11 protein-coding genes are annotated in these 16,360 nt (G+C 57.7%); 3 read left to right on the top strand and 8 right to left on the bottom strand.

Annotated elements, in window-relative coordinates; genetic code table 11:
* Positions 1–153 precede the first annotated feature (153 nt).
* Positions 154–6,234, top strand: a complete 6,081-nt coding sequence (locus AC13RM_RS09095) for a hypothetical protein (RefSeq protein ID WP_488554860.1) — start codon at positions 154–156, stop codon at positions 6,232–6,234.
* Between the two features lie 69 nt (positions 6,235–6,303).
* Here the strand turns inward: AC13RM_RS09095 and AC13RM_RS09090 are convergent, their stop codons facing one another.
* Positions 6,304–7,182, bottom strand: coding sequence for a beta-keto acid cleavage family enzyme (locus AC13RM_RS09090; RefSeq protein WP_488554859.1), 879 nt, complete (start codon positions 7,180–7,182; stop codon positions 6,304–6,306).
* A gap of 17 nt (positions 7,183–7,199) precedes the next feature.
* Positions 7,200–8,534 carry a four-carbon acid sugar kinase family protein gene (locus tag AC13RM_RS09085; RefSeq protein ID WP_488554858.1) on the bottom strand — a complete coding sequence of 445 codons (1,335 nt, stop codon included), beginning with the start codon at positions 8,532–8,534 and terminating at the stop codon, positions 7,200–7,202.
* Between the two features lie 137 nt (positions 8,535–8,671).
* On the opposite strand from AC13RM_RS09085, the gene AC13RM_RS09080 reads away from it, so the two are divergent.
* Both AC13RM_RS09080 and AC13RM_RS09075 read left to right on the top strand, forming a co-directional pair.
* Positions 8,672–9,463 carry an SDR family NAD(P)-dependent oxidoreductase gene (locus tag AC13RM_RS09080; protein WP_488554857.1) on the top strand — a complete coding sequence of 264 codons (792 nt, stop codon included), beginning with the start codon at positions 8,672–8,674 and terminating at the stop codon, positions 9,461–9,463.
* A 180-nt stretch (positions 9,464–9,643) separates the two neighbouring features.
* Entirely contained in the window at positions 9,644–10,354 is a 711-nt protein-coding gene (locus AC13RM_RS09075) for a FadR/GntR family transcriptional regulator (RefSeq protein ID WP_374814824.1), read from the top strand.
* A gap of 232 nt (positions 10,355–10,586) precedes the next feature.
* On the opposite strand, the gene oiaX is transcribed toward AC13RM_RS09075, so the two are convergent.
* The 6 genes from oiaX to AC13RM_RS09045 form a co-directional block, all read right to left on the bottom strand.
* Positions 10,587–11,855, bottom strand: coding sequence for a 3-oxo-isoapionate-4-phosphate decarboxylase OiaX (gene oiaX / locus AC13RM_RS09070; protein WP_488554856.1), 1,269 nt, complete (start codon positions 11,853–11,855; stop codon positions 10,587–10,589).
* 1 nt (position 11,856) lies between these two features.
* Positions 11,857–12,732 carry an N-acyl homoserine lactonase family protein gene (locus AC13RM_RS09065; protein ID WP_488554855.1) on the bottom strand — a complete coding sequence of 292 codons (876 nt, stop codon included), beginning with the start codon at positions 12,730–12,732 and terminating at the stop codon, positions 11,857–11,859.
* Complete coding sequence (locus AC13RM_RS09060; RefSeq protein WP_488554854.1) at positions 12,704–13,201, bottom strand: hypothetical protein; 498 nt, start codon at positions 13,199–13,201, stop codon at positions 12,704–12,706. The genes AC13RM_RS09065 and AC13RM_RS09060 overlap by 29 nt, the downstream gene beginning before the upstream one ends.
* Positions 13,198–14,199: an aldo/keto reductase gene (locus AC13RM_RS09055; protein ID WP_488554853.1), complete on the bottom strand. Its 1,002-nt coding sequence runs from the start codon at positions 14,197–14,199 to the stop codon at positions 13,198–13,200. The genes AC13RM_RS09060 and AC13RM_RS09055 overlap by 4 nt, the downstream gene beginning before the upstream one ends.
* A gap of 62 nt (positions 14,200–14,261) precedes the next feature.
* Complete coding sequence (locus AC13RM_RS09050; RefSeq protein ID WP_488554852.1) at positions 14,262–15,314, bottom strand: aldo/keto reductase; 1,053 nt, start codon at positions 15,312–15,314, stop codon at positions 14,262–14,264.
* 57 nt (positions 15,315–15,371) lie between these two features.
* The gene (locus AC13RM_RS09045) at positions 15,372–16,352 is read right to left on the bottom strand and encodes a substrate-binding domain-containing protein (RefSeq protein WP_488554851.1); all 981 of its coding nucleotides are present in this window, start codon (positions 16,350–16,352) and stop codon (positions 15,372–15,374) included.
* Positions 16,353–16,360 lie beyond the last annotated feature (8 nt).

Genomic DNA, 16,360 nt, shown 5'->3' with positions numbered 1-16,360 from the left:
CCGAGGAGAGGGAAACGCTGCCTGATTACGACACCATCCAATCATGAGTTGTGAGTAACTGGCGGCACTAGTTGCCCAACGCTGTCGGGCGTCCGATACTGGCCGCAAGTGATTTGGTGTTCGATGCCTCGCAATAAGTCTTCCGGAAAGAGAGTGGTACAGTGGTCGGTGACGCCTGCGACGGCGGTTCCACCGCCTTCGCTTCATCGCGAGTCCGTGCTTCCGATCGTAGCGGTCGGGTCTGTGAAATTCGAAGAGCTTTGCCGTGATGTCCTCAAGGAAGGCTTTCCGGAGCTGAATCGCGTCGCCCTCAAGCGCAAAACTGGCGTCATGCAATTCGGCGTGGACGTGGAGGGTTTCGACCGTCTCGGGTTTCCGGAAGTCGTTCTTTCAGCGAAATGCTACAAGCGCATACGCTCTTGGGAGTTTCGGCCGTGGATACAACAGTTCATCGACGAGCTTGAGGGGCACTGGAAAGACAAGAACGTCAAGCATTTCATACTGGCGGTCAGCGTCGAAGCCAACGACGACGACATGAACGATCAAGCGCGAGAGCTTGCGGTCTTTCTCAACTCGAAAGGCATCCAGTTCCATCTGTGGGATACGGTCCGCCTCACGGAGTTGTTGCGCAACCAGCCTGCTCTAGTTGATCGGCATTTTCACAAGCACTGGACCGAGGCAATCTCCGCCCTCGGGCCGCAGAACAATCCGACTGTGGAGCCAACCGCTGCGGTTTCGCTCAAGAACCTTGGCATCCCGCTTGCCGCAATCGCGGACCAATTGGCGCAGACCTACATCGGTCCACTCAACAATTCCATTGCCAACGAGCTGGAGAATGCCATCGGCGCGCTTCGACAGGGAAGAAGGGCTCCTGTCAGGAAGTGGCTGGATACCTATCGCACCGACACGGCCATATGGAATTCACTGGATGAAAAGACTCGCGCTCGAGGACTGAGGCTTGTTGCGGTGATCGACCTCGCCGAGGGAAATCCGGTCGGCGCGTCGGGTTTGCTCGACGAGGCAGACAGGCTGGAGGAAGCTCCGGACAGGAGCGCGAGAGTCCTCTATGTGCGTTCGACAGAGGGTATTCCGGCGGCGCTGCGATTACTCGGCGAGCCCGTGGGTTTACGGGAAACTGAGCTGGCTGCAGGCCTAATGATCGAGAACGAGCAGCCCGAACAGGCGACCCAAATACTATCGGGCCTGCTCGGTGACAGCGTTTCCGTGGAGGTGCTTCGCCTGAGGGCGATCGCCAAGGTGCTATCAGGAGGCGATCGGGAGGCCGCGCTCAATCTCGCAACGTCGGCCCTGGCTCGAGAACAGTCGTCAGCGATTGGTCGTCTGACCCGAGCGACCATTCACGTAGCCTGCAGTCTTGTCGATGACGTCTTCCCCACATTCGGTAATGCTCCAAGCCCCTTCAGTTCTTCCCTTGTTCGGTCGGGGCCGCGTGCGCTCGAACACTTGAATCAGGCGCGCAATGACCTGGAAAGCCTCGTTTCTGCCGTCGAGGGGGAGCTCAAGGCGGAAGTCGAGGTCTGGAAACTGGCGGTACTCCTCCTCAACCCCGCTACGACGCGGGAGGCGCGCGTGTACGCGCGTTTCCTGCTGTCTCGAGATCAGCCGGATCCTTTGGTCGTGGCATGGTGCCTCCATCACGGTCTTCCCTTGCGGCGCGGCAAGGTGAAGAAGGTATTGGGCGACGTCCTTCGTAAAAAGCTTGGGACCCCGAGCCATGTCGTCGTTCTCGCGATGATGACATCTGCGTTCGCAACGCCAGCAGCTGCCGTCTCGGTCATCGATAAGTTCGCTGGTGATTTTCCGTCCGCTCAAGCCTTTTTCAGCGATTGGCGTCAACAATTCGCGGCGAATGCGGGCCCGCCGGATCAATCTTATTCGGCCGGCATCCGTCACGTCATCGAGACTGGCGATGCGAAACCTCTCAAGACGTTTCTCGCATCGGAGCGGTCGAGCGTCGAAGCAATCCTCTCCGGCTCGGAATTCCTTATGTCTCGCGGGCTTTTCGCGGACGTCAACGACCTCGCTTCTCTGCTTTCTCGTATCGACACGACGCGGGCCGTGGAAATCGCCGCCTATGCGGCATTGCGAACCGATGATCCTGCATCGTGCTTGGCGATCGTTGAGCAGACAGGGCAGAAGGGGCTTGATTTGCCCGACAAGCTTGTTCGACTGCGCGCTGAAGCTCAAGCGCTTCTAGGGAACCACCGCGACCAAATCAAAGACCTCAAACAGCTTGTGGAGAAGGGGGATGATCCGCAGGCGAGAAGTCGCTTGTTCGATGCCTACGTGAACATCGGAGCGCTGGAAGAAGTCAAACTGGAAACCGAACGGGCTCTTCGTGCGGGGAGTCTGGGACATCATGACGCCGTGCGGCTTGCCAGCGCGCTGAAAGGAGTATCGCCGGAAATGGCGAGATTGCTTCTCACGGATATCACCAAGTCCGACATACCTGCCGAACTCGCAGGACCGCTCCTATCGTTGTCCGCGGAGCTCGGGCTGGATGATCTGCAGGAGAAGACCCTGCGCCTTGTCCTCAGCGATCCGCGACAGAACATGGTCACGCGTTTTGACGACGTCGAGCAGGTGCTTGACCATATCAAGAAGCACGCTGAGGCCCAGCGCACCAACGTCTTGGAGTGGCTACACGGAAGGCTGCCTGCGTCCGTCGCGCTCGGGAACGCCAAGGAATACGCTCTGTTGTTTCTCGGGGATACCCTCACTCGCCGGACGAGCTCGGGCGATAGCTTCCCGATGCTTCTCAACGCAACGACGACAGAGCGTCCGAAACCGTCGATGAAGGACCGACCCAAGTTGCGGGTGGACCTGGGAGCGCTATTGCTTGCCGACCGTCTGGGCCTAGTAGACGCCCTGGACAGGCAATTCTCTATCCAGATACCGCGCTCGCTTCCACAGGCGCTAATAGATATGGAGGCGCAGTTCGGCAAGGTTTCGCGTCCAATTGTCGATGGTATCAGGGCTATCGCCGAAGGGAACAGCGCGGTTCAGATTGTAGACAGCTTGTCGGACACATCCGTGGAGCTGGCTGTCCTCATGGATACCCCGGAGGATGGGGAATCCCTCGACGTTCTCAACCAGCTGCTCGAACAGGCATACAGGGGAGGTCACGTCACCCGGTGGAAACTAGACGACGTGCGGGCCGCTTTGAAAATAGCCCGCGACCGTCGGCAGCCCGCGCGAATATACACTGGCATATTGATGGCTGGCAGCGCTCTTTTCGACCTTTTGAAGCTCGACTTGCTGGAGCCCCTCGCTCGATCGTTTCCGATCCAGGTATTGGAAAGCGAACTCGACCGCCATCTGGTGCAGATCGATATCGCTGAGGCCGAGGAAATTATTGGCAAACGGATCAGCAATCTGCGGCAACGCGTCTCCGATCGGCTGGCATCGAACTGGACAACCGTCGGCGCGTTCTCGGAAACTGCTCACGCGCGAACGGTCAATTTCCCCGCTCACGTAAGATGTTTGACTGAGACCTTTCCGAGGGAAGACGAAGCCGACAGTTTGTTTTGGATCGAAGACCGGCTGATTTCGGCCCGTAGCCCGGTCAACGCAGTGAACCTTGGCCAGGTCCTTTCGGTTCTTCGTGAAGCAGGAGAGCTCGATGACCGTAGCTATCCGCTGGCCATGAAAACCTTACGTGAAGCCGGATACTCCTTCCTTCCGCTCGACCTCAACGAAATCCTGAGCACTCTGCAAGCTGCGGCCGTCGTCAACGGCAGAGTCGTCGGCAATGAAGACCTCAAGACGTTGCGTCGCTGGGTCGCTCGCGATGTGGTCAATCTCCGCTACCTCGATCCGACGCTCGAGATCGATGGCGAAGGGCGACCTAGCGGGGAGAGCCGCCGAATGTTGTCGCTTTCCCAGCTGTCGAGTGGTCTCATCATCAGCATCTGGCAAAATCCGGACATCGCGATCGAAGACGCCGCAGCGCAATCTGCTTGGGTGTGGGCTAACCTGAGAGTGGACTACCTACCGTCCCCTCCCGCCTCCGACAACGCTTTGGCCAGACGCCATCTCGCGGCGATGAACGTCACCCACATACTGTTCTCGACCTTGCAGTCAGACCTTGGCCGCGACAAGTTTCCCGAGGATAGACGCGCACCCTTTGCAAAATGGGTCTTGGAAAACGCCGTCGCCCCGATGGTCGCCGTGGACCGGGAAATGGAGGACCTTATTGCCGTATTTCTGGCTGGGCTTATCGAGGGATTGACCGCGGACCCGGACGACATCGATGCCGATCTGGCGGACGTGCTCAGGGCGCAAATGGTTAGGGTGATTGGTCGCTTCCTGGAATTGCTTCCACGCGATTTCGCAAACCGTATAGCCGGACATCACGGCATTGATGAGTTCCTCGGACGAGAGGACATCATGCTTCTCGAAGTCGGAAACGATCATCAAATTGCTGTTCGAGATATCGACGCCGCATTCACCGCCGCTGTCGACGGGAGCGGTGCTGAACAGACCGTGCTCTCGTACAAACATGAGGTCCCCGGAACCTTGAAAATCCTTGATGAGGCCGGACTGCCCTCGGCATCTATCGAATTCGGTTCAGGGGTTCACCCGTTCGACCGCGCGACGCTTGCCGTGTTGCATCCGGCACAAGAAGTGCGCGCGAAGTTGCTGGAGTCGGTGACGAATTCCGGGATGACCGGGCCGCAGTTCAGCGCGTACCAGGTAGACGTCATATCGAAGGAACAGAGCGCTGAACGAAGGGTTGAGCTTCTACACGATGTTCTCGCCGCGGATTTCGAGCGAACTCTCTCACAACTGCGCCAGAGGATCGACCAGGGCGGAACCCTCGACCTCGACGATCTCAAACTGCCAAGCCCCGCAACGATGCTCGAATTTCTAGGGCTTCCACCAATGTTCGAAGGTGACGGACCTGCCACAGTCGATGCAGCCACAGACGCGCTGTTTGACCGTTTCGGATTAGAAGCAGCGGTCGAGCGGCTAAGTAGCCTTCCGTTCGCTATCTCCGATCGCGTCGCCAAGGCTATCATGGATTTGATGCGACAAGAGGTCGTGCCCCAGAGAATGGCTTGGTCCTTCGCCATTGCAGCTCTCATTGCCAAGGCGGACAACGGCGGTCTGGCCCAGGATGATTTCGAGCTATTGGATCAACTATCGAAATCCCGCCTAAAGCTCTTTTGCACATTACTGGGCGGAAGCGCCCGCCAGGCATTGGGCGATCCCCGGTGGCTCGAGGTGAAATCGGACGTGGCATTCCTGCTGATCTGGCTACACGCCGACCAACTCACTCGCGTGTTCGATGTAGAGCAAATGCCGCTGGACGATCTCACGTCTTGGATTGCTGGGCGTTGGAAACGCAAGCTTACGGAAAGTGATGATCAGAAGAGCTGGGAGCCCTGGGTCGCCCAATCGCTTCTTGCCATGACGCCAAATCGGCTTCGCGCTGCTGCTTTCGCCGAACTCTTGCGGGTGGGGGCCGAGCTGCCGCATACGATTGCCGAAAAGGTGGGGCAGGGTAGCGGGGAGTCCTGGGTACCTATGCCCGACCTCCTTGTTCAGCTGCCCGAATGCCCGTCGAGTTTCTGGCCAGCGCAGGACCCGGTGCATCGGTTCCTCTCGGCCGGTTGGATGTCGAAGAATCACTCTTTGGCGGCGCGGGATGGTTCAAAACTGCTGCACAACATCGCCTCCGAAATGACCGACGAGAACTGGCGACTGTTGACCTCGCTTGTTGCGTTGGTGATTGACTTGGCTGAGGTAGGCGAGGAAGCAGTTGCTGCGCTGATGCAGAGGCTCGAGGCCTATTCAACGCCTACTGCGCTAGCGGAAGATGACGTCTCTCGTGGCGCGTTGCTTGACGTGATCGCAAAGACCTATGGACGTAGGCAGCGAAGGCAGGATTTTGAATTCCTCATGATCGCAATTGCGAAGCTCGGGAATCGGAAGTGGCCTGAAAACAAGAGTCGAGACCGCATTCCGGAGGGTGCTTACCAGTTGGGCGTCGAGCTGATCAACGCAATCTACCTTTATGAATGGGCGCGGGGTGTCTCTGTTGCGGAGAGGCTGCGGGGGCTCAGCGACTTGGTGAAAAAGCTCACTCTCGCGTGGCCGACCGTCGAAGGAGTGTCTATCGCTACATTGGAGGCAACAGCGTCGCAGTTTGACGTCGCTACTGCATGCGAGGGCATATGGCCCGTTTTGATCGAAATGAGGGCCAGGTAGCTCGGAGACGACGCCGATCTGCGCAATCGTTGTCACACAGATCGACGTTTCGTTGGCCTCTTCAATGTTTCATGAGAGCCGCAGCATCTCGCGGACGTCATCCGGCGTTGCCATCTCGCGACCTGTCGCTTCGATGACCTTGACCGTTTCGCGGATCAACTCTTCATTCGTCGGATGCGATAACTCAGGATAGGGGTAGTCGCCTATCCCGATCGCCATATGGCCGCCCAGGCGTGCGATGGTGTCGGTCATGGCAAACAAGTTTCCACCCAGCGCGTTGACGGTCCACTCGATGTTGCGGTCGGCTGGGAGGAATGCCAGATGCGCCTTGAGGCCTTCGACGGTCGCGGGGTGACCTGTGATGACCTGGCCGTCGGTCAGATGGAAGAGCATGTAGCCCGGCTCGTCGATGATAGCCATTTCCATCAGCATCAGGGCTCGCCGGGTAAATCCGACCGACCACGACACCATCTTCGGCTTCACGTTCACCCGCTTGAGCTCCCTGGCATAGTGAAGGAGGCTGTCCGTCGTGTTTTGATAGACCCGTTCCACGAACGATACCTGTTTTGTGTTTCGATCGTAAATTTCGAGGTTCGCGGTTCCCGTATCGATCGGCGCGATATCGGGCTTAGACCCAGGTGTGCCTGCCAACTTCACGACGGTATCGATGCGGGCCTTCGCATCCGAGTCGTTCGAAATGAAACCCAGCGTAGGCAGGATCAAAATGTCCGATTTCGCCCGGACCTTCGTGATGATTTCTTCGTAAGCTTCGAAAGTGTTGAGAGGTTTGCCATCCACCGTGCGTGCGTGGAAGTGAAGGATTGCTGCTCCTTCGTCACGAATACGCGCCGCGGTCTCCGCGATCTCGTCGGACGTCCAGGGTACATGCCTGTTCTGGTCGCGCATCGCGTACTCGTTGATGCGTCCTTCGAGGATGAACTTTTTCATCGATGCCTCCACTAACGTCAATGCTTCGTGCCGTTGAGCACGCGCAGGAAGTAATCGTCTCTGCCGATCTGTCCGCCCTTCAATAGGATTTCGAGACCGTCCAAACCACTCTCCCCGCCGATCAGCTCGCACAGGTGGCCGTGCTGAACTTCGTCGAATACCTTGATGGTAAGCGCTTCCGCGCCGCTGGAGCGGACCGTGTAGCTCGAACTGTCGCCGCCTGCGAGCACGACGCGGGGAACGGACGTAGCTAGTCGTGCCCGCACCATGAGCTGCGCGTACGCTTCGCCGATCTGGTCAGCCGGGATATCCTCGAAGGAATCCCGAGCCATGGCGTCACCCCGAGCGGTGTACACAATGGTCGGGCGACCGCTGCAGAGTTGCTCGGATACCTTTGGAAGAACGACCTCGAGGCTGCTTTCAATCGCTCGTTGGTCAACAAGCTTTGAAGGATCAAGTTCGATAGTCGCCCATCCGGCCTGAGACGCCACATCGATTTGCCTGCCGGTCTGAATCGCACAACTACCCGAGAGGACGAGTAGGTTGGAGGCGGGGGTCACCTCTGTCTGTACCGCCTGGAGTGCGCCCGCCGGCATTTCCGCGGCAAGGTATTTCCCGAGCAGCTGTGCTAGCCCCTGGGCGGCGAGTGCGAACACCGGGTTCTGTCGACTGCGGACCCAGAGCTCTGCTACCACAGATGCGAGGTCTTCGTTGACCACGCCGTCGAAGATAGCCCCGACCTTGGCGTCAAAGAGCTCAGACACGCGAGCTCTGAGAACATCGGGCTCGCGGATTTCAGGAACATGGATGTTCGCGAACTTCAAGGAACATAGGGTTGCTAGGTGTTCCTTGAGGTCGGCTTCCTTCATCGGCGTTCTAGGATGGCTCGACATGCTTGGATGTTTATCGAGTCGGAAGATGTCGTTCCCGAAACGGGCGAAATGGTTTCCGAACGCAGTGTAGCGACCGAAATCGGGGGTGGCCGCCAGCACGGCGAGATCATACGCCTGACCAGCCGTGAACTGCTCCACGGCAAGACCAAAATTCCCGATCGCGGGCGCTGAATCGAAGGTCGAGCAAATCTTGAACTGAAGGAAATTGCAGCCGAGGGCCTTCAAAGCATGGAACGCGGGCTCGACCTCGGCCCGCATCGCGACGGGGTCGAGGGCCCTAGCAGTGCCGGCGAAGCCAACCACATGCAGCGTTTCGGCCGCCTTCTGTAGCGTCTCTAATTCTGGAACCTTGAGATACAAACGCGTGCGCAGGCCGTTTCTATGGAACTGCGCCAGGTTCTCGGACGATCCGGTGAAATCGTCGCCGTAAAAGCCCACCAAGGGCTTCTTCATGCTCATTCTTGTTACCTCCCGACAGGCCATCAGTGGATCCGGCTCGACGCCGCCTCTTGACAGCACATTAGAAGCGAGACCATAACGGGTCAAGATCATACCTCATACCTATGATCTTATGTTCTCAAAATTGGGAGGAAATCATGCGACTTTCAGGAAAGACCGCCATCGTTACGGGTGCCGCTCGCGGCATTGGGCAAGCTATCGCCGTCGCCTTCGCGAATGAGGGCGCTCAGGTTGTGATCTGCGATCGCGACGAGGCAGCGGCCGTCACCGCAGCCAAGGAGATCGGACCCTCCGCCATTGCTGTGGCGGGCGACATTTCGTCAGATGAGGATGTCGAGAAGGTAGTCTCGAGCGCCCTCGAAAGCTTTGGAAAGATCGATATTCTCGTGAACAACGCAGGTATCGGCGCAACGACGCTATTCCTGGAGAGTTCACGTGAAGAGTTTGAACGAGTTGTTCGCATCAACTTGACCGGCACGTTCCTGATGTCTCAGGCGGTTGCCCGGAAAATGGCCGCGAAAAAGAGCGGCAAGATCATCAACATCGCGTCGCTGTCCGGCCAGAAGGGCGGGGTGGGTCGCTCCGCCTATGGCGCTTCCAAGGCAGGTGTCGAACTCCTTAACAAGGTCATGGCTGTCGAGCTTGCAGACTACGGAATCAACGTCAACGCGATCGCGCCTGGCCCGATCCTGACCGAAGTTTCCAAGACCATGCACACGCTGGAGACCCGTGACGCGTATCATCGGCTGGTTCCACAGCGTCGCTACGGCGAGCCGTCCGAAATCGCGGATGCGGCGGTATTCCTCGCGAGCGACGAGGCTCGTTACGTTACCGGACATACTTTAAACGTCGACGGTGGCTTCCTTGCCGCTGGACTGCTGTTCCCGTTCGATCCCAAAACGGCGACGAAGATCGGCGACGAGAAGTAACACTCGCAGTCCCATGTGCTCTTGGCACAAACAACGAGTCAATCAGGCCATCGCAGTTCAGCCGTTCTTTAAGGCAGGTGAAAGCGGTGGCTTTTCTTTCTGACAGTGACCATCTATAGGTATGAGGTATTACGTTTGAGTTGTGCTGCTGGCGGTAGTGGTTGGGAAGAGGAAACAGCTTTGGATGCGCCGAAAAAAATTCAGACGCGTGTAGAGGTCGCTCTGGACTATATCACGAGTCAAATCGCCAGTGGAAGCCTGAAGGCTGGGGACAAGCTTCCGAATGAGAAAGATTTGGCTGACCAGCTGGGTATCAGCCGAACACCGATTCGCGAGGCGATGAAGTCGCTTTCGATTGCTGGCTTGATCGACATCCGACATGGCCACGGAAGCTATGTGCGCGAGTCGCAGAGCGCGCCTGCTTTACCCCTTGCTATGTTTCAGCTCTACCTGCAGGACTCTACGCCCGAGATGCTGATGGAGCTTCGGGACATATTTGATCGAAACTGTAATGAGCTAGCGGCATTGCGCCGGACGGACGAAGATCTGGCGAAAATGCGTGAATGCATTGATCGTCTGAAGGCGCTCACTGCGGAGCCAGACGGTTCGTTGGACGAGATGCTCAAAGCCGATCTCGATTTCCATAGGGCCGTCTACGAGGCGACGGGCAACAAGCTCATTGTCGTCATCGCTGACTTCGTGCTGACTATGGTTGCTCCATGGGTCCGTAAGTCACTCGACGTAAGTGGACGCCGCCGGGCTGTCGATCTGCATGAACAGATGTATCAAGCAATCCTCAACCGTCAGGTCGGTGCGGATAACCGATCAAGCGTTGACGCCAACATGAAGCACTTCTTGAGCTCGATCGAAGGGACCAAGAAACTATCTTAGCCCGGGTCGGGGGCAGCCCCTCCGCTGTAGCCATCGGCAGGTTCGCCTTCCTCCCGAACCCGAACCTAAGCAACTTTGTTGATACGGCATGGCCGCGTGCCAGATTCGCCAAAAGGTCTGCGAGCCCAAAAACCGAGTTTGTCCAAGGTCGGATGGAACGGCGTTGCAACCTTCCTTCCGAAGAGGGCCTGTGCTTGGAGTCGATTTTCACAAAAAGCGATCTCAACCGCGCCTACTCACCAAGCGCGCCAAACTTATCCAAAGCTTCCCGCAGTTCCCGATGTGTCTTTGCATACTCGTCCAGACTGATACCCTCACGTGTCGCCTGCCAAGCCTGCTGAACGGCTCGCACACCCGCGGCAGGTCCCCCTGGATGGCTGACGACGCCGCCGCCGCAGAGGTAAAGGTGGTCCAGAGTTTGTCCGGTGCGGGCATAGGTCTCAGGCGCTTGGCCGCCCCATTGTCCTGAGCAGACAACCGGCATTGGCTGTTCGCGTTCGCTCGCCATGGTCTCCGTGAGATCGTGGAAGGACGCGACGAACGAGTCATCCGGTTCCCAGTACTTAGATGCGATGCCGTTTATCTGGAATTGGTCGACACCAAGTAGACGCCAGAACTGTTGGTAGACCGAGAAGCTCATCCCAAGGCCAGGATGTCTCGTCAGGATATCCCAACCGTTCCGGTGGGCATGCAGGGCGAGCTGCGATCGCTTGCGGAGCGCGAGGAAAGCACCCTGGCCGATAGAATTGATATTGATGACTGCCGCGTTCCCACCCTCGGCCGCAACGATGTCGTGGTTTCGCATCATCTCATCAAGGTCGATGTGATTGATGTTGAAGGCGTACATCACCTTCTTTCCGGTTTTCTGCTCGTGATCTTTGATCAGCGGCATGATCGCCTTCACCCGATCTTTAACGGAAGAGTAGGGCGGGCTGCAGAGCTTCTCATCGTCTTTGATGAAGTCTACGCCTGACTCTATCAGCTCCTTGACGATTTCGGCTGTCTCGTGCGGTCGCAGACCCAGTGCGGGCTTGATGATCGTGCCGATAAGAGGCCTGTCGAAAACGCCGGTCAGGGCGCGGCTTCCCCGCACGCCGAACTGAGGTCCTGGGTATGCTCTGGTGAAGCCGTCAGGCAGTGCCATGCCGACTACCCGGATCCCGGTGAAACCTCGTATCGAATAAACTCCACCGACGACGATCGTCATCAACGCAGCCAGATCGTAACCGATCGCTTCGAACGGAAATGCGATATCGACTTCGGCTCTCTTATAGACTGTGCCGGCTGGCTTGCCCTGAGGGAACGACGGGACGGACGCTGATGCGAGCTCTCGCATTTCTAGAACCTTCGCCGCCACCCGTGCCTTTAGTTCGGGCGTCTCTCCCGGCAATGGGACGAACGTGCCCGTCGACTGATCGCTTGCGATTTTTGTGGCGAGGTCGGTAAGACTGCCGTCGGTCTCGACGAGATAGGTCATTACAATGTCGTTGGACACTTTCATCTCAATACCAGAATTCCACGCGGCTTTGTTCGTTAGCGCTAAGCAGGACTTCAACTAGCTTGAGCCCATAGCTCGTCGTGCGGGACGGGAATAGTTCTCCAAGCCGCTCCTCATGCATCGGAATGATCTGACGGTGGTTACCGTCAACATGTTCCAGCATCTCGTCAGCGCATTCGATCAGCGCCGTCTGGCTCCCGTTTGCTAATCCTGGAGGCACCAGAGACGGATCGGAGGGATCACCTCCATCGAGGTTCTTGTAGGTATAGATGACGTCGCCTGACAACACCAGTTTTCCGCCCTTGTCGCTTCGCACGACGACGTACTGGCAACCCGCGGTGTGAGTATTGAAGGCCGGATATAGATCGATCCCCGGCACGGCATTCTCCAGGACACCGTCGACGAGGGTGAGCCGCCCTTCGAGGTTGATTTCAGCGAGGTGTAGAACGTCCGCGGGATTAAGTCCGGCGGCAAGCGTTCGGTAGCGACGGCCTTTAGCGAGAATCCACATCCAGGATTCAAGCTCCTTCTTCTGAATGAAGACCTTGGCGTTCTTGAAGAACCGCAATCCACCTACATGGTCGAAGTGACCATGGGTGACGAATATGTGTGTGATCTGATCGGGAGAGACGCCGCACTCCCCCAGAACCTGCTGTGGCGGGGTATAGTGCGTCACTCCGATGGACTCCGCGATGGTACCCCCGAAGTCGCTTTCGTCGTAACCGACGTCAACAAGCGCTACCACGTCGCCGCTTTTGATCAGGACGTAACTAAAGGGCAGGTTCATGGTGCCCTGATTGTGCGCCCCATAGAAAACTGCGCTGACCGGGTGGGCGGGGCTACGGGCGTATTCAAGCACCCAGATTGAAGGATCGCTCATTCTTTGGCTCCAGAGTGGCATGGAATTGATTTGCGCAGCATGTGCTGGTGTCGAACAATGGGTGGGCAGCTAACGCCGAGGCGGTTTTCAGTTGGTCCGAGGCGAGCTTCAGAAGATTGAGCGGCTCGGCTCGCTCACGGGCGGCTCCGTCCATCTTCTCGATGGCGCACTTCAAGAAGCCGCGGGCAAGGCCGATGTGACGGACTGGGTGCTGCACCAGGCTCTTGCTCGCCAGCCAGGAAAAGATGTCATCGCTTTCGGCCAAGTCCCGTCGCGCGGAGTCGAACAGTTGACTCTCGAGAAGACGCATACCGTCGGCGCTTCGGCTCAAATGAGCCAAGGACAGGCGAGACAGCACTGCGGCGTAGTCCTCAAGCAGGCGTTTCAGCCGCCAACGAACGTCGGCGACTGATCCGTCGACTTCTTGGCAGCGAAAAGAGGTGGATGCCTCCATCCTGCCATGGGTCATTTTGCGTCTCCAGACGGAAGAGGTGCGTTTTCCGGGATCGCGCCGGATTCGCGAAGGGCGGTCCAGAACTCCGAAGGAATCTTGGCCTGGATGGCCTTCGTGTTAGCCGCGACCTCCTGTGGGTTCTTTGCTCCCATGATTAAGGTCGCCACGGCCGGGTGCGCATATACGAACTGCATCGCCGCAGCGGGCAGGTCGACTGTGAACTGATCGCAGAGCGCTTCGATACGCTTCACACGATCGAGAACTTCGGCTGGGACCTTGCCGTAGTCGTAGGTAGGGGTGGTTCCCTTCGTGCCCGATGCCAGAACGCCAGAATTGAAGATACCTCCTGCGATGACAGAGACCTTGCGCTTCAGAAGCTCATCGAAATCCGACTGCAGCGGTGCATGGTTCAAGAGCGTGTATCGGCCGGCGATCAGGGAGCAATCGATCTGGAATTCCTTGGCCACCTGTACGACAGACGCCGTCTCGTTGACGCCGAGCCCGATTGCGGAAACGCTGCCGCTTGATCGGAGCTCGTCTAGCGCCTTGTAACCGGATGCCCTGAGCTGGTTCCAATAGAACTCGCTTTGGTCGCCATGCCACGCCGTTCCAACGTCGTGGACGAGCAGGACGTCTATGTAGTCGAGACCCAGGCGCTGCTGACTATCCTCGAAAGCGCGCATGACACCGTCGTAGGTGTAATCATAGGTGTCTAGGAAGGGCAGTGGATCGACCCAGTCGATTCCGTATACCGTTTCCAACGGTTTTGTTTTGCTCGCGGGCTTGAGGACGCGTCCAACCTTTGTGCTGACGACAACCTGCTCACGCAGCTTCCTGACCCGCAGCGCGTGTCCAAGAAAGTGCTCGGCCTTTCCGAAGCCATACATAGGAGCGCAGTCGAAATAACGAATGCCTACATCGAAGGCAGTCTGAACAGTCTTTTCGAATTCCTCGTAGGAAACGTCGGCGTTGAAACCTGCCAACGGCACTGTACCGAGACCTAGTGATGTCACGTTGACTTCGGTTTGCCCAAGGGGGCGAAGTGGCAAATTTGCCATTAGATCACCTTGCAAGTTCAGGCAGCTGAGAGGGCTGCGGTTATCGATTCAGCCGGGATCAGTCCGCGATCTTTCAGCGCAGTCCAAAACGCTGGCGGGACTTTCTGGGAAATTGCCGCAACGTTGCTTTCGACGTGCTTGGGAAAGAGAGCGCCTTGGACCACGGCTGTTACGGCCGGATGGTTGTACACGAATTGGGTTGCCGCAGTCGGAAGTGATACGCCGAACTCCGCGCAGACCGCCTCGAGCTTTTCGACGCGAGCTAAGATTTCAGGAGGGGCCGCCACGCAATCGTAGGTTCGCACGGCCGCATCACCCTTGCTGCCCTCTGCCAGCACGCCAGAATTATAGATGCCGCCGGCGATGATCGAGATGCCGCGGCGCTGCACTTCCGGGAAGAAGTCGTACAATGGCTGATGGTTCAGCAGCGTGTATCGCCCCGCGACCATCGAGCAATCGAGATCAAATTCGGAAGCTACCTGCAGAACTGACGCGGTCTCGTTGACGCCCAAGCCGATAGCCTTGACTGCGCCGCTGCTTCTCAACTCGTCACATGCCCGATAGCCGCTTTCCCGGAGTTGTCCGAGATAATGGTCGTAGTCGCTGCGATGCCATTCGCTGCTGACGTCGTGCAAGAAGAGGATATCGACACCGTCCACGCCCAACCGCTGCTGGCTATCCTCGAACGCGCGCATGATACCGTCGTACGAGTAATCATATTCGTCAACGTAAGGCAGCGAGTTCACCCAATTGATCGCATAAAGGCTCTCAGCGCGCTTCGCGCGCCTTTCCTGCTTGAGAATGCGCCCCGCTTTGGTGCTCAGCTGAACCTTGTCGATGAGGCCGTTAACTCGGAGGATATGGCCGAGGCTATGTTCGGACTTTCCGAGACCGTAAAGCGGCGCTGTATCGAAGTACCGCACGCCAAGCTCATATGCTTTAAGAACCACGGACTCGAATTGTTGGAACGATACGTCGATGCCTAGTCCACCCAATGGGGACGTTCCTAAACCGAGCGAGGTAAGCTCGACCCCCGTATTTCCGATCTTTCGCTTTTCGAGCACAGTCATTTCAAACCTCATTGCAAGGGGCAGGCCCGTCTGAAACGGACCTGCCGAAGACTTCGATTATTGATACTTCTTGACGTTGTCCTTATCGAGCACGAGCCACGGAACCGTGTAGTCCTTCTCTGTGCCGCCTTTCCACTGCATCAGGTCCTTCCAGACTTCGGACTGCGGCTTGTAGGCCGATCCCTTGACCTGCCGGAGCGCAAGATCGACGGCACCTTGTCCTTCGGCCCTTGCATACTTGTAGAGGGTCACGGCCATTTCACCGTTTGCGACGGCTCGCTTGCCGTCCGGGATGCCGTCGATGGCGATAACCGGAATCTTGCTCAGGTCCAGTTTGGCGGCCTTCATCGCCTCAATGGCACCAAGTGCCATTTCGTCGTTTTCAGCGAGCACGCCGTTGATCTTGTTCGGATAGGCCGAAATCCAGTTTTCCATCAGGGCTTGGCCCTCGGCACGGCTCCAGTTGCCGCTCTTGTCGATGAGAAGCTTGAGATTGGTGTGCGCGGCCATGCCCGCGTCGACGCCCGCGCGACGCTCGATCTGGGCGGACTGTCCGATCGGACCCTCCATCAGGACGAGGTTCCCGCCGTTAGGAAGGCGCTTTGCCATCTCTTCGGCAATGATCTTTCCGCCGGCGCGATCGTCGACGATGATCGATGAGGTGTAGTTCTTCGACGCCGTTTTCAGAGCCGAAACGATTACTGGGATTTTCGCTTCTGCTGCTTTGTCGATCGACGGTGCGGATGCTTCCAGGTCAAACGGTGCCATGATGATGGCATCGAAGTGCTGGGTGATCGCAGTGTCGATCTGGTTGTCCTGCACAAGCGGATCGTACTTTCCGTCGAAAACGGTGACCGCTACTTCGCCGGATTTTACAGCCGGGTGGTTCTGGATCTCCTCGGACCAGGCCTTCATGTACTCGCCGGACTCGCCGAACGAGAGGGCGGCGATACGGACCTTGTCGGCTGCGGCTGCACAATGCGCCGACATAACCATCGTCGAGGCAGCCAGGGCTGCAAGGAATAGACGTCTGTTCATGTATTTCT

The sequence above is a fragment of the Martinezella sp. CNPSo 3732 genome (genome assembly GCF_057784515.1).
Note: the sequence above shows the minus strand (reverse complement) of the source record. Positions and strands in the feature narration are given on the sequence as shown.

Coding starts and splice junctions, on each gene's coding strand:
- AC13RM_RS09065 (WP_488554855.1), bottom strand. CDS start 12,732: ATGAGCGATCCTTCAATCTGGGTGCTTGAATACGCCCGTAGCCCCGCC.
- AC13RM_RS09050 (WP_488554852.1), bottom strand. CDS start 15,314: ATGACTGTGCTCGAAAAGCGAAAGATCGGAAATACGGGGGTCGAGCTT.
- AC13RM_RS09080 (WP_488554857.1), top strand. CDS start 8,672: ATGCGACTTTCAGGAAAGACCGCCATCGTTACGGGTGCCGCTCGCGGC.
- AC13RM_RS09045 (WP_488554851.1), bottom strand. CDS start 16,352: ATGAACAGACGTCTATTCCTTGCAGCCCTGGCTGCCTCGACGATGGTT.
- AC13RM_RS09085 (WP_488554858.1), bottom strand. CDS start 8,534: ATGAGCATGAAGAAGCCCTTGGTGGGCTTTTACGGCGACGATTTCACC.
- AC13RM_RS09060 (WP_488554854.1), bottom strand. CDS start 13,201: ATGACCCATGGCAGGATGGAGGCATCCACCTCTTTTCGCTGCCAAGAA.
- AC13RM_RS09090 (WP_488554859.1), bottom strand. CDS start 7,182: ATGAAAAAGTTCATCCTCGAAGGACGCATCAACGAGTACGCGATGCGC.
- oiaX (WP_488554856.1), bottom strand. CDS start 11,855: ATGAAAGTGTCCAACGACATTGTAATGACCTATCTCGTCGAGACCGAC.